Here is a 12,833-nt window from a genome sequence, read left to right on the forward strand (position 1 = left end):
CGCAAATTCTTGCGCCGGCAGTGCCGGGCGGCACTCAGCCGTTCTTGTGGGCGCTGAGCAAGTAGGCCGGCATCATCAGCCGGCCCTTCGTGTCGAGGTCGAACGGCATCGCACCCTCTGGTATGTCGGCGAACGCCGGTTTGTGGGAGTGGATCTTCGCCGGCCGGATGTCGTCGATCACGAAGTACTTCGACACCGCGGCGCGCAGCTCGTCCTCGTCGACTTCGTTGGGCTTGGTCTCGAGGTGCGGCGGGAAGGCACCCTTTGCGAAGACCAGCACGTAGAGCTGTGCCCCGGGCGCGGCGGCCCGATGGATCGCACGGAGGTAGGCGTCGCGGGCGTCGACCGGAAGCGAATGGAACAGCGTGCTGTCGATGATCGTGGCGAACTGCTCGTCGTAGCCGGTGAAGGAGGTGATATCCGCGCACACGAAAGTCACGTTGCTCAAGCCGCGCTGCCGGGCGGCCTCGGTCGCCGCCGTGATCGCCGTTGGCGACACGTCGATACCGACGACGGTGGCGCCTGTCGCCGCGAGGGCCAAGGCGAGTTCGGCATGCCCGCAGCCGGCGTCCAGCACATGACCGCTGATCTTCCCGTCGCGAGCCAGAGCAGCAAGTTCGGGTTGCGGTTCACCGATGTTCCACGGCGGCGGCCCGGCGAAGGCGCCCTCTTGTCTGTAGGCGCCGTCCCAGTCCATCACCTCAGAGTCCATGTCCTCAACGTACAAGGACCCGCGGTCACTCGGTGCTGCCCCAGGTGTGCACCGGTTCGTTGCTGTGCATCAGGGTGCAGTAGCGCCGCAGCATCTCGGCGAGTGCCTGTGGTCGCGCCATGCCGCGATCCTGCAGCGCCTGCACCGTCGCGATCTGCCATGCCGACCCGTTGCGTCCAGTCTTGGCGCGACCCTCGATCACGCCGAGATAGCGGTCGCGTACTTCGGTGGCCACGCCCCAGCGCCGCAGCCCCTCATCGGCCATCGGGAGCAGGGTACGCAGCACCAACTCGTCGGGTGTGATCTCGCCGAGCCCGGGCCAGTACAGCCGGGCATCCATGCCGTGCCGAGCAGATTCGATGAAGTTGTCATGTGCGGCAGTGAAACTCATCTTCGTCCACAACGGGCGGTCCTCTTCGGCCAATACTCGCAAGGCGCCGTAGTAGAACGCCGAGTTGGCCATCATGTCGACGACAGTGGGTCCCGCGGGCAACACGCGATTCTCCACCCGCAGATGCGGCCGGCCGTTCACGACATCGTAGACCGGCCGGTTCCAGCGGTACACCGTCCCGTTGTGCAGCCGCAGCTCGGACAGGGCAGGCGTGCGGCCGGCCGCCAACTCGGCTACCGGATCCTCGTCGGACATCTCGGGCAGCAAGGAGGGGAAGTAGCGGACGTTCTCTTCGAAGAGGTCGAAGATCGAGGTGATCCAGCGCTCCCCGAACCACACTCGCGGACGCACGCCTTGGGCCTTGAGTTCGTCGGGCCGGGTGTCGGTCGCCTGGGCGAATAGCTCGATACGGGTCTCGGCCCACAGCTGGTGACCGAAGAAGTACGGCGAGTTGGCGCCGAGAGCCAGCTGCGGACCGGCCAGCACCTGAGCGGCGTTCCAGTTGGCGGCGAAGTCGGCCGGGGATACCTGCAGGTGCAATTGCATACTGGTGCAGGCGGATTCAGGAGCGATGGACTCCGCGTGCATGCTCAGCCGCTCGGGGCCGGTGATGTCGATGAGGATGTCCTCGCCGCGGGCGGTGAAGATCGAATCGTTGAGCGCCTGATAGCGCAGCGACGGACTCATCCAGTGGCCGGTCAGGTGCTCGGGCATTAGCGTCGGCAGGATGCCGATCATCACGATGTGCGCGTCGTCGGTGTTCGCCTTCGTCTCGGCGGCATTCAGGCTCGCCCGTACCTCGGCCTCCAACTCCAGTGCCGTCCGACCGGGCAGAGGTCGCGGCGGGACGTTGAATTCGATGTTGTAGGCGCCCAATTCGGTCTGGTAGGCCGGATCGGCGATCGCGGCCAAGACCTCCTGGTTCGACATCGCCGGCTGGTAGTCATCGGTGACCAGGTTGCACTCGATCTCCATGCCGGTCAGCGGTCGGTCGAATTCGAAGCTGGATTGGGCCAGCATTGTCTCGAACACGTCCAGACACAACTGGACCTTGCGCCGGTACTGCTGCCGATGCGCCCGGTTGAAGGTGGCGTGCGTGACCTCGTCGCCCATGGGGTCGATGGAACCGGTTCAGACCAAGCTGCGCAAGCAAATCGCCATCACTCGCGCCGCCGCGCCCGCAGAACCTGGCGATCGAACGGGTTGGTGCTGACCTCCACCTCGACGCCGGCATGGGCGCCGAGCGCGCGCAGCGCCGACGGGCTGTAGGAGCGCAGCGAGCTGACCAGACCGTCGTGCACGAACGGCCACCACACCAGCGGCGCCATCGCGGCCAGCTTGGCAATGTGCAGAAGCGAGGGCATCCGGGGCAGATCGATGACCAGGAGCTCGTCGGCCACCCGGGTGCCCTCGGCGAGAACCAGGGCGGCCTGGGTGGGCGGCAGATGGTGAAACGACAACGCGAAGACCGCCAGGTCGAACGAGCCGTCGTCGGCGTCGATCGCGGTCGCGTCGATGGTGCGCACTGTGGCGCGCGGGTGGTCACCGAGATCGGATGCCGCGATCGCCACCACCGACTCGGCGTTGACGTCGGAGATGGTGACGTGGGCGGTCGGATGCTGCTCGAGGACCCTGCGCGATAGTGCGCCATGACCGGCGCCGAGTTCCAGGATGGTGGGGTCGATGACGTCGGCGACCTCGCGCAGCACCAGCTCGGCATTGCGGTCGTGTTCGCGAAACAGGTTGCCGATCACGTCCAGCGCCGTCACGATTCCACGCTTGACCTCGTCGTCGACGTCGTCACGGTCGAGGTATTCCGGCCGGTCGGTTTCCAGCAGGCGATCCAGACACGACGCATCCGGGCCACCCCGCGGCATGTCGGCGATGTCGGTGATCTCGGATGCCATGTAGGCCATCATGGACGAAAGGTCGGCTGCATCGGCAGCATCACACGTCAGAGGAGCACTGTTGGCTGACTTCGTCGCCTCGATTGACCAGGGCACCACGAGCACCCGCTGCATGATCTTCGATCACAAGGGCGCTGAGGTGGGCCGGCATCAGCTCGAGCACGAACAGATCCTGCCCAAGTCCGGGTGGGTGGAGCACAACCCCGTGGAGATCTGGGAACGCACGCAGACCGTCGTGGTCTCGGCGTTGAACAAGACGAAACTGTCCGTCGAGGACCTGGCTGCGCTGGGCATCACCAACCAGCGGGAGACCACACTGGTGTGGAACCGCAAGACGGGACGGCCGTACCACAACGCGATCGTGTGGCAGGACACCCGCACCGACCGCATCGCGGCCGCGCTGGACCGGGACGGCCGCGGTGACATCATCCGGCGCAAAGCCGGCCTGCCGCCGGCCACGTACTTCTCCGGGGGCAAGCTGCAGTGGATCCTGGAGAACGTCGACGGCCTGCGCGCCGACGCCGAACGCGGTGACGCGTTGTTCGGCACTCCGGACACCTGGGTGCTGTGGAATCTGACCGGGGGAACGCACGGCGGCGTACACGTCACCGACGTCACCAACGCCAGTCGCACCATGCTGATGAACTTGGAAACCCTGGACTGGGACGATGAACTGTTGTCGCTCTTCGGGATTCCGCGCGCGATGCTGCCGGAGATCAGGCCGTCTTCGTCACCCGAGCCGTACGGGGTGACGCTACCCGCTGGACCGCTGGGCGGTGAGGTGCCGTTGACCGGGATCCTCGGCGATCAGCAGGCGGCGATGGTGGGGCAGGTGTGCCTGAGCCCCGGTGAAGCCAAGAACACCTACGGCACCGGCAACTTCCTGTTGCTCAACACCGGCGAGAAGATCGTGCGCAGCGAGAACGGGTTGCTGACCACCGTGTGCTACCAGTTCGGAGAAGCGAAACCTGTTTACGCCCTTGAGGGCTCGATCGCGGTGACCGGCTCGGCGGTGCAGTGGCTGCGCGATCAGCTCGGCATCATCAGCGGGGCTTCGCAGAGCGAGACCTTGGCCCGGCAGGTAGCTGACAACGGCGGCGTGTACTTCGTGCCGGCGTTCTCGGGACTCTTCGCACCGTACTGGCGCTCGGATGCGCGCGGGGCGATCGTCGGGTTGTCCCGCTACAACTCGAACGCGCATGTCGCCCGCGCGACGCTGGAGGCGATCTGCTATCAGAGTCGCGACGTGGTCGACGCTATGGAAGCCGATTCCGGTGTGCACCTTGAGATTCTGAAAGTCGACGGCGGCGTCACCCAGAACGAGTTGTGCATGCAGATCCAAGCCGATGTTCTGGGCGTGGACGTGGTGCGCCCGGTGGTTGCCGAGACCACCGCACTGGGTGCGGCCTATGCCGCCGGGTTGGCGGTCGGATTCTGGGCCGATCCCGATGACCTGCGCGCCAACTGGCAGGAGGACCGGCGATGGTCGCCGGTGTGGGACGACGATCAGCGTGAGGCCGGCTACGCCGGTTGGCGCAAAGCCGTGCAGCGCACGCTGGACTGGGTCGAGGTCTAGGCCGTCAGCGCTGTGACGAACGAGTCGAGTGAGCACAGCTCGCCGGGGCAACCGCGGATTGCCAGCGGAACCCACGTCGAATCGCCGTCGGTGAGTGCGCGGATCTGCTCCAGCGTTTGAGAGCGATACCAGGCTCGGACGGTTTGGTCTCCGTTCGGCGCCTCGAGCAGCTGGAAGACGAGCGCGCCGCCGGGTGCCGGTTCGTCATCGGCGAAACCTGTGACGGACCAATGGGCGTCGAGTAGGCCGGCGATGTTTGCGACCTCGGTGTCATGCCCGACGATGACGGTCAGCGGCGGCCCGGTGTCCACAGCGTCGCGGATGACGTCGGCGATCTTGCCCGCGTTGGCCACAGCCAGTGGGCGGGGCCGGGCGATGATCGACAGCTCCAGCGCGTGAAGGCCTCCGACCAGCCGGATGTCGTCGGCGGTGGCACGTCCCCACCCGACATCGGCACGCGGTTTGCCTTCGGCGTATTCGAGCTCCAACACTTCGGAGATCACCGACCCGTAGGCCAAGGCGCCGGTGAGTCGGGGGCGGTGGGCGCCGGACGGGTCGACCTCGGTGCCGCTCTGCACATCAGCGAGACCGCACCGATCAGGCCGGTTGCCGCACACGATGTGGGTCACGGCGTCGAGCGCCGACTGGTATTGCTGCGCGAGCGCAGTCACGCCGCCGGGCCCGACCGCCGACGCGACAGCCTCCTGTGCCGCAGCGGTCGTGATGTCCGATGTGCGGTACGCGTCGAAAAGCGGATCCGCTTCACCTTGTGGGGCATGGTGATTCACGATCCCGCAGCCGGGGGCCAGCGATGAGGCGTACGCGTCACCGGTCGCGATGGTGCGCTGCAGAGAGTCGGATACGACCCGGACGGAACCCGGGGGAGGGCAGGCGTGAGCGGGCAGTGTGCCGTCGGCGATGAAGCGGCGCGCGTCGGCGGCTGCGACAAGACGAACGGCCGCCGCGCCGTGATCGGTGAGCCAGCCCGGGCGGGTGCTCCACGCCGGCCACGGGTCAGGAGCGATCGACACCGGGACTGGTGGTTCCTTGTTCGGCGGCCGCACCCCGTGGCGCATGAGCATGACAGTGCGGACGACACGCCAGGTGTCGGCTCGGCTGGCGGACGGTAGTGCCCCACCGAGAATGCAGAGTGTGACGGCCAGTGCGATCAGTCTCAGCACTGTGGCATCGAAGCATGAACTGGGCGCGGTTTCGAGCGCTGTGCGCACGAAACCGCGCCCAAGTTCTGGTTACTCGGATTCGCCGAGGATCTGGTAGATCTCGCGGCGCGCATTGTTGACGATGTCGATGATGCGCTGCTGCTGCTCCGGGTTGGCAGCGAAAGCCGCCTGCCGCACGGCACCGAACAACTGGCCTACCGCAGCACGGATGTTGACCTGGCCCGGGTCGGCGCCTTCGGTGATCTCGTCCCACGGGGCGGTCTCGATCTTGTCGGCGGCGGCGCGGCCTTCGTCGGTCAGCTCGAAAAGCTTCTTGCTGCCTTCGGATTCGGTTGCCACCAGCAGGCCTTCGTCGGCCAGCAGCTGCAGAGTCGGGTAGACCGAGCCGGGGCTGGGCTTCCACAGATCCTGGGTGCGCTCGGCGATTTCCTGGATCATCTCGTAGCCGTGCATCGGCCGCTCGGCGAGCAGCTTGAGGATCGCGGCACGCACGTCACCGCGACGACCGCGGCCGCGGCCATGTCCGCGGCGACCGCCGCGTCCGCCGCCACCGGGACCGAAGCCGGGACCGAAGCCCGGGCCGAAACCGGGACCGAAGCCGCCGCGCGGGCCGAACGGCGGACCGTCGTGGTGGCCGCCATGCTCGCGGAACTGCTCACGCAGTTGATCGCGGAGCTCGCGACGGCCGTGCCGGCGGCCACGGCCGGTGGGTGCGAAACCGAAACCCGGACCGAAGCCGGGACCAAAGCCGGGGCGGCCCATATCCGGGCCTCCGAACTGGGGAAATGGGGTGTTCATAGAGGTTCTCGTTTCTGGTCGGGAAACGCCGAATGCGCTTCCGATACGTTGACGATATATCGGAAACTATCGCGATGCAACGGTTAGTTGGATCGCCGGTCGATTTCCTTGACCACCCAGCGCGCCCAGTCGGCCTCCATGGCCTCCACTCGCAGTCCGAATTCCAGGGCCGCGCGCCCGTAGAAGCCGACGTCGGTGTCGCCCCACTCCATACAGTCGCGCACCTGTTCGTAGCGGGTGAGCTCGGCTTCGGCGTGCTCGGCGACCGAGACCATGTAGGCCCGGGCCTGCTCGGACGTCATCTCGCTGAGCAGGAACACCCGCAGCAACTCGGCGCTGCGGTAGGGCGGGTCGTCCTGGGGGTTGGTCATCCAGCGCAGCAGATCCTGGCGCCCGGCGTCGGTGACGCGGTACTCCTTGCGTCCACGCGGGCCGACGTCGGTGACCTCGATCAGGCCCGCATTGGCGAGCTTGTTGAGCTCGCCGTAAAGCTGGCTCTGAGTCGCCGGCCAGACGTTGGCCATCGAGACGTCGAAGCGTTTGAGCAGGTCGTACCCGCTGCCGGGCTCCTGGGCGAGAAGGCCCAGCGCCGCGTACCGAAGACTCACGCGACCATCGTAAGGCTCGACATGTCAGTTATGGACTATCTCATACACCACTATTGACAGGTCATCAGTGGACTGTCACAGTTAGCGGCATGACGGACACCACCACCGACACAACCAACTTGCCCGCCGAAGGGCAGTTCTTCCAGCGCGGTAACTACGCGCCGGTGCCGGACGAGCTCACCGAGTACACGCTGCCCGTCGAGGGAGCGATCCCGCCCGAACTCGACGGCTGGTACCTGCGCAACGGGCCGAACCCGCGGGAGGCCAACAGTCACTGGTTCACCGGCGACGGGATGATCCACGGCGTGCGCATCGAAGATGGCGCGGCCAAGTGGTACCGCAACCGCTGGGTGCGCACCGACAGTTTCGTCGACCCGTTCCCGCTGTACCGCGAGGACGGCACTCGTGACCTGCGGGCCGCCGTCGCCAACACCCACGTCGTCAACCACGCCGGCAAGACGCTGGCGCTGGTGGAGTCCTCGTTCCCGTACGAGATCACCAACGAGCTGGAGACGGTGGGCTGCTACGACTTCGGCGGCAAGCTGCAGAACTCGATGACTGCACACCCCAAGATCTGCCCGACCACCGGGGAACTCCACTTCTTCGGGTACGGCAGCATCTTCGAGCCGTACGTCACCTACCACCGCGCCGACGCCAACGGTGAGCTGACCGTCAACCGTCCGCTGGATGTCAAGGCGCACACCATGATGCACGACTTCGCGATGACCGCCGAGCACGTGATCTTCATGGACCTGCCGATCGTGTTCAACCTCGACATCGCGATGAGCGGCGAAGGTGACATGCCATACCGGTGGGACGACGACTACGGCGCCCGGCTCGGAGTGCTGCGGCGCGACGATCCGTTCGGCGAGGTGCGGTGGTTCGACATCGACCCTTGCTACGTCTTCCATGTCGCCAACGCACACGAATCCGTTGACGGGAAATCGATTGTGCTGCAGGCCGTCCGGTACGCCGAACTCTGGCGGGACAACGGCGGATTCGACGCCAACGCGGTGATGTGGAGCTGGACGATCGACCTGCAGAACGGCACGGTCAGCGAGCGTCAGCTCGACGACCGTGCGGTGGAATTCCCGCGGATCGATGACCGGCTGGCCGGCCTGCCCGCGCGCTACTCGGTCTCCGTCGGCGACGCCAGCCTGGTCCGCCACGACCTGACCGACGGCAGCGCCGTCGAGCACCGGTTCAGCACCGGACTGGTGCCGGGCGGGCCGGGCGAGGCGGTCTTCGTCCCGTCCACATCGGGACCGGCCGACGAGAGCAACGGCTGGTACATCGCCTACGTGTACGACGGCGCGCGCGACGGAAGCGATCTGGTGATCCTGGATGCGTCGGACTTCGCGGGTAAACCGGTGGCCCGAATCCAGCTGCCGCGGCGGGTTCCATACGGCTTCCACGGCAACTGGATTCCCGCGTAGCGGTACTCCGGCACCCGCCCGGCGTCGACCCTGCGACGATATGAGCTCATGGGCGACTTCAGCGCGCTACCGGGCACGGCCATCGTCGTCGGCGGCACCGGCGGGATCGGCGCCGAGATCGTCCGGATGCTGGCCGCGCGCGGGTCCCGGGTGGGCTTCACTTACCGCGGCAACGCAAGCAAGGCGGCGGAACTCGCGGGAATAGGCGTCACTGCCGAGCAACTCGACATCACCGACGCCCCGGAGGTGCGGCGGGTTGTCGATGCCCTTGCCTACGACGGGGGCGTGCACACCGTCGTCCATGCCGCCGGCGCGCACGTGCCGATGCGGCACCTCAGCACCGTCGATCCCGACCGGTTCGATCAGCAGCTGGGCACCGACACCGCCGGCTTCTTCAACGTCGTCGCTGCCGCCCTGCCGCACCTTCGCTCATCGCGGGGCAGTCTCGTGGCCGTCACCACCGCCGCCACGCGACGCTTCGCGGTCCGCGACGGGCTGTCGGTCGCCCCGAAGGCCGCCATCGAAGCGCTGATCCGCGGGATCGCCGCCGAGGAGGGCAGATTCGGGGTGCGCGCCAACTGCGTCGGTCCGGGGATGCTCGTCGACGGCAACGCGCAGCGACTGATCGCCGACGGCGACCTCGACGAGAAGGCGCTCGACGCCGCCCGGCGCAACACCCCGCTGGGTCGCTTCGGCGATGCCGCCGATATCGCCGAGGCAGTGTGCTTCCTGGCTTCGCCGCGCGCCGGGTTCATCACCGGCCAGAAGCTGGACGTGGACGGCGGTTACGGTGTCTGACCGGATAACCGATATCCACGCGATCCGCGATGTGGTCGCTCTCTATTGCCGAGGCATCGACCGCCTCGACTTCGATCTTGTGCGGCAGGCCTACCACGACGACGGCATCGACCATCACACCGGTTTCGATGGAACCGTCGGCGGATACGTCTCGTGGGTGAGTAAGAGCCTCGAATATCTCGCCGGAACAATGCATTTCATCGGCAACCACCACGTCGACTTCGTCGACCAGGACACCGCCATCAGCGAGACCTACGTGATGGCAACGCATTGGGGCCCGCCGGGCTCAGGCCGGCGCGCCAATTTCACCACCGGCGCACGCTACGTCGACCTGATGGAGCGCCGAGCCGGCCGGTGGGCGATCGCTGAGCGCTGGGCGGTGCGGGAGTGGACCCGTCCGGACGTGTTCGTCGCCCCGGAACAGCCCGGACCCCGCGGCACCCGCGACGCTGCCGATCCGCTGCCCGTCCTCATGAAACGCTTTGGCCTGTAGGGGTTGCGAGTACCCTCACCACACCATGGCGGTGAAATGGCTGGACGACCCGGAAGACCACGACTATGACGCGGCGGCGGACTATTTGAGCATGCTCGCCGAAGACGCCACAGTGACAGCCACGGTGACCGCCCTTCGATCGGTGAAACCGATGTACCGCAAGGCCAAAGACATTCTCCGAGCGGCCCGGCTGACGGCGCTGCCCGTGGACAATCCGCATGTGAAGTCCGATCTGGCGAAGATCGAGGCGGGCAAGAAGCTCTCCCCGATACTGCTGGTGCGTGGCACCCCTGCCGACGCCATGCAGATCGCCGACGGCTACCACCGGGTCTGCGCCAGTTTCCTCACCGACGAGAACACCGCGATCCCGTGCCGGCTGGTGTCGTGGGTGCACCCGGCGTGAGCTTCGGCTTCTCCACCCTGGCGTTGGTCGCGGTCGTCGGATTGGCCGGACCACTTCTGGCGTCGGTGCCGAGACTGCGGATTCCGGTCGTCATCGGCGAGTTGGCGGTGGGATTGCTTATCGGCAGAACGGGTTTCGGCCTCGTCGACCCCGGTGACAAGACATTCACGCTGCTGGCCGACATCGGGTTCGCGTTGGTGATGTTCGTGGTGGGCACGCATGTGCCGATCCGTGACGTCACCCTGCGGTCCTCGATTCCGATGGCGGTCGTTCGGGCGGTTCTGGTCGGCGCGGTCGCGACCGGCTTGGCGGCAGGTTTGGCTGCGGTGTTCCACACCGGTCACACCGGCGTGTATGCGGTGTTGATGGCGTCGTCGTCGGCAGCACTGGCCCTGCCGGTCATCCAGCAACTCGGCCTCGGCGGGGCCGCGGTGCAGGCCGTCACCGCGCAGATCGCGATCGCGGACGCGACGTCGATCGTGTTGCTGCCCTTGGTGATCGACCCGGGCCACGCGCTGGCCGCCGCCTCCGGCGCGCTGCTGATCGCACTCTGCGCCGGTGCGGTTTTCCTCGGGCTCTGGGTGTCCACCCGCAGAGGTTGGCGAAGGCGGCTGCATCACTTCTCCGAGCGGAACAACTTCGCCCTCGAGTTGCGCATCAGCTTGCTCGTCCTGTTCGCGCTTGCGACCCTCGCGATCACCACCCACGTGTCGATCATGTTGGCCGGCTTCGCTCTGGGCCTGGCTGTCAAGGCTGCGGGCGAACCGAGGCGACTGGCCCGCCAGCTGTTCGGCATCACCGAGGGTTTGTTCAGCCCGTTGTTCTTTGTCTGGCTAGGAGCCTCGCTGCAGGTGCGTGAACTCGGCGACCATCCGGCCTACATCCTGCTGGGGGTTGGCCTGGGCGTCGGCGCGGTACTGGCGCACTGCGCCGGACGGCTGACCGGACAGCCTCTGGCGCTGGCCGCGCTGGCCGCCGCCCAACTCGGAGTGCCGGTCGCCGCGGCCACTCTCGGCACGCAGAACCGTCTGCTCAACGCGGGCGAGCCCTCCGCCCTGATGCTCGGCGCGCTGCTGACCATCGGCGTCACGTCGATAGCCAGCGTGATCGCGGCTCGACGGCACCGGGCGCAGCCACCCGCCCCAGCTCCCTAGCGTCGCGACGTGTGCCGGTTGTCCGGTTGGGGTAGCCGACGTCCATGAGCGCATCGAACGCCACCGAAACGCACCCCGAAAAGGCGCCGCGGGCTCGCCTCTGGATCAACTGGCTGCTGGCGCTGTCCACCCTCGTAGGCGCGGGCGCCGTCCAATTGTTCGCGATGGGCGCGGTGATGGGTACCGCTGCGTGCAGCAATCCCAATTGCCCGAAGCCGAGCGGCTTTCTCTACGGATTGCTCACCTACGGCGCTCCGGTGATCGCGGTGCTGGCTGTCTTCATCACCGTCTTCACGGCGAAACATCCCCGCGGCTGGGTGGTTCCCGTCATCGCGTGGGTCCTGCTGATCATCGACATCGCGATTCTGTTCGCTACGTTCTCCTAGCCCGGAAGGCAGCCGGGCTCAGGCCGTGGGCACGTTTGAACGCGGTGCTGAGCGCGAACGGTGTGCCATAGCCGACCTGGCGTGCGACGGCGCCGACGGTGAGGTCCGAGGAGCTCAACAGATCTGCGGCCAGGGCCAGCCGCCACGCGGTCAGGAACGCGATCGGTGAGTCGCCGACCAGCGCGGTGAATCGCCTGGCGAATGAAGCACGTGAACTCCCCACCGCGGCAGCAAGATTCGCAACGGTCCAGGGGTGAGCCGGTTCGTTGTACATGAGTCGAATCGCCGGACCGACGAGCTCATCGGTCCCGGCGGTCCACCAGGGTGGAGCGTTGCCGGGCCGGCTGAACCAGGTTCGTAGGAAGTCCAGCAGGAGCAGATCGAGCAGCCGGTCGAGGAAGGCTTCCTGACCGGGGCCGTCGCGGACGGCCTCGGTGGCCAATGCTTGCGGAAGTGGACTGGCCCAGTCGGCGGCACGCAGCACGGCGATGTTCGGCAGCGCGCCCAGTAGCCGGGCGCTCACCGCGCTGTGGCCTTCATAGGCCCCCACAACGGCGCGGGTGGCGCCCGTCGCGCTGTTGCCCCACGTCCGCACACCCAGCGTCATCGCGAACGCGAGGTCCTCACCGGTCAGCGTCGTGCACCGTTGACCCGGGTGGATGACGATCTGCGCGGGTGTTCCGATGTCGTCGGCGAGCACGTAATGCGCGGTGCCACGGGTCAGGGCCACGTCACCGGGATGCAGGGCGATCGCCTCGCCACCGTCCGGGCAGAGCACTGCGCCGCCGTCGGTCACGCAGATGACCGTCAACGGCGCCTCGTCCTGGAGCCGCATGGACCAGGGTGGGTCGAGCACCATCCGCAGAACGAACGCGCCATGAGCGCGAACCCCGTCGAGCAGGCCCACCAACGCGTCCACGCCGCCCAGAGTAGAGACTTAGGCGTATGAATCGACGAGCTTGAGCGATTCTGCGTCTCATCAGTAGCCGG

General features: G+C 67.0%; 14 protein-coding genes. 7 read left to right on the forward strand and 7 right to left on the reverse strand.

Annotated features, from left to right (window positions below):
- Positions 1-34: 34 nt before the first annotated feature.
- The 3 genes from G6N32_RS01800 to G6N32_RS01810 are packed head-to-tail and all read right to left on the reverse strand — an operon-like array spanning position 35 to position 3,019.
- Complete coding sequence (locus G6N32_RS01800; RefSeq protein WP_115317610.1) at positions 35-712, reverse strand: class I SAM-dependent methyltransferase; 678 nt, start codon at positions 710-712, stop codon at positions 35-37.
- Between the two features lie 25 nt (positions 713-737).
- Positions 738-2,216: a glutamate-cysteine ligase family protein gene (locus G6N32_RS01805; protein ID WP_115317609.1), complete on the reverse strand. Its 1,479-nt coding sequence runs from the start codon at positions 2,214-2,216 to the stop codon at positions 738-740.
- Between the two features lie 47 nt (positions 2,217-2,263).
- Positions 2,264-3,019, reverse strand: a complete 756-nt coding sequence (locus G6N32_RS01810) for a class I SAM-dependent methyltransferase (protein WP_115318899.1) — start codon at positions 3,017-3,019, stop codon at positions 2,264-2,266.
- A gap of 1 nt (position 3,020) precedes the next feature.
- Between G6N32_RS01810 and glpK the strand changes: the two genes are divergently transcribed.
- Positions 3,021-4,586, forward strand: coding sequence for a glycerol kinase GlpK (gene glpK, locus G6N32_RS01815; RefSeq protein ID WP_163789082.1), 1,566 nt, complete (start codon positions 3,021-3,023; stop codon positions 4,584-4,586).
- Here the strand turns inward: glpK and G6N32_RS01820 are convergent.
- The 3 genes from G6N32_RS01820 to G6N32_RS01830 all read right to left on the reverse strand — a co-directional run bounded on the left by G6N32_RS01820 (position 4,583) and on the right by G6N32_RS01830 (position 7,173).
- A complete protein-coding gene (locus G6N32_RS01820; protein WP_115317607.1) occupies positions 4,583-5,767 on the reverse strand; it encodes a histidine phosphatase family protein in 1,185 nt (394 codons plus the stop codon). The two genes, glpK and G6N32_RS01820, sit on opposite strands and share 4 nt — an antisense overlap.
- A 69-nt stretch (positions 5,768-5,836) precedes the next feature.
- Entirely contained in the window at positions 5,837-6,565 is a 729-nt protein-coding gene (locus G6N32_RS01825; RefSeq protein WP_115317606.1) for a PadR family transcriptional regulator, read from the reverse strand.
- 83 nt (positions 6,566-6,648) lie between these two features.
- The gene (locus G6N32_RS01830) at positions 6,649-7,173 is read right to left on the reverse strand and encodes a PadR family transcriptional regulator (protein ID WP_115317605.1); all 525 of its coding nucleotides are present in this window, start codon (positions 7,171-7,173) and stop codon (positions 6,649-6,651) included.
- Positions 7,174-7,262: 89 nt separating this feature from the next.
- Between G6N32_RS01830 and G6N32_RS01835 the strand changes: the two genes are divergently transcribed.
- The 6 genes from G6N32_RS01835 to G6N32_RS01860 are packed head-to-tail and all read left to right on the forward strand — an operon-like array spanning position 7,263 to position 11,843.
- A complete protein-coding gene (locus G6N32_RS01835; RefSeq protein WP_115317604.1) occupies positions 7,263-8,609 on the forward strand; it encodes a carotenoid oxygenase family protein in 1,347 nt (448 codons plus the stop codon).
- Between the two features lie 48 nt (positions 8,610-8,657).
- A complete protein-coding gene (locus G6N32_RS01840) occupies positions 8,658-9,407 on the forward strand; it encodes an SDR family NAD(P)-dependent oxidoreductase (RefSeq protein ID WP_115317603.1) in 750 nt (249 codons plus the stop codon).
- The gene (locus G6N32_RS01845; protein ID WP_232077439.1) at positions 9,400-9,900 is read left to right on the forward strand and encodes a nuclear transport factor 2 family protein; all 501 of its coding nucleotides are present in this window, start codon (positions 9,400-9,402) and stop codon (positions 9,898-9,900) included. Before G6N32_RS01840 ends, G6N32_RS01845 begins: the two co-directional genes overlap by 8 nt.
- A gap of 25 nt (positions 9,901-9,925) precedes the next feature.
- Positions 9,926-10,303: a hypothetical protein gene (locus tag G6N32_RS01850; protein WP_115317601.1), complete on the forward strand. Its 378-nt coding sequence runs from the start codon at positions 9,926-9,928 to the stop codon at positions 10,301-10,303.
- A complete protein-coding gene (locus G6N32_RS01855; protein ID WP_232077441.1) occupies positions 10,285-11,457 on the forward strand; it encodes a cation:proton antiporter in 1,173 nt (390 codons plus the stop codon). Before G6N32_RS01850 ends, G6N32_RS01855 begins: the two co-directional genes overlap by 19 nt.
- Positions 11,458-11,501: 44 nt before the next feature.
- Complete coding sequence (locus G6N32_RS01860) at positions 11,502-11,843, forward strand: hypothetical protein (RefSeq protein WP_232077443.1); 342 nt, start codon at positions 11,502-11,504, stop codon at positions 11,841-11,843.
- Here the strand turns inward: G6N32_RS01860 and G6N32_RS01865 are convergent.
- Entirely contained in the window at positions 11,830-12,762 is a 933-nt protein-coding gene (locus tag G6N32_RS01865; RefSeq protein WP_115317600.1) for an AraC family transcriptional regulator, read from the reverse strand. The genes G6N32_RS01860 and G6N32_RS01865 overlap by 14 nt on opposite strands.
- Positions 12,763-12,833: the final 71 nt, after the last annotated feature.

The organism is Mycolicibacterium aichiense, from assembly GCF_010726245.1.
In the GTDB taxonomy this organism is placed as follows: domain Bacteria; phylum Actinomycetota; class Actinomycetes; order Mycobacteriales; family Mycobacteriaceae; genus Mycobacterium; species Mycobacterium aichiense.

Bases quoted from the DNA above. Each gene is read 5' to 3' on its own strand.
- G6N32_RS01800 (WP_115317610.1), bottom strand. From the start codon at position 712: ATGGACTCTGAGGTGATGGACTGGGACGGCGCCTACAGACAAGAGGGC.
- G6N32_RS01805 (WP_115317609.1), bottom strand. From the start codon at position 2,216: ATGGGCGACGAGGTCACGCACGCCACCTTCAACCGGGCGCATCGGCAG.
- G6N32_RS01810 (WP_115318899.1), bottom strand. From the start codon at position 3,019: ATGGCCTACATGGCATCCGAGATCACCGACATCGCCGACATGCCGCGG.
- glpK (WP_163789082.1), top strand. From the start codon at position 3,021: ATGGACGAAAGGTCGGCTGCATCGGCAGCATCACACGTCAGAGGAGCA.
- G6N32_RS01825 (WP_115317606.1), bottom strand. From the start codon at position 6,565: ATGAACACCCCATTTCCCCAGTTCGGAGGCCCGGATATGGGCCGCCCC.
- G6N32_RS01835 (WP_115317604.1), top strand. From the start codon at position 7,263: ATGACGGACACCACCACCGACACAACCAACTTGCCCGCCGAAGGGCAG.
- G6N32_RS01840 (WP_115317603.1), top strand. From the start codon at position 8,658: ATGGGCGACTTCAGCGCGCTACCGGGCACGGCCATCGTCGTCGGCGGC.
- G6N32_RS01850 (WP_115317601.1), top strand. From the start codon at position 9,926: ATGGCGGTGAAATGGCTGGACGACCCGGAAGACCACGACTATGACGCG.
- G6N32_RS01860 (WP_232077443.1), top strand. From the start codon at position 11,502: ATGAGCGCATCGAACGCCACCGAAACGCACCCCGAAAAGGCGCCGCGG.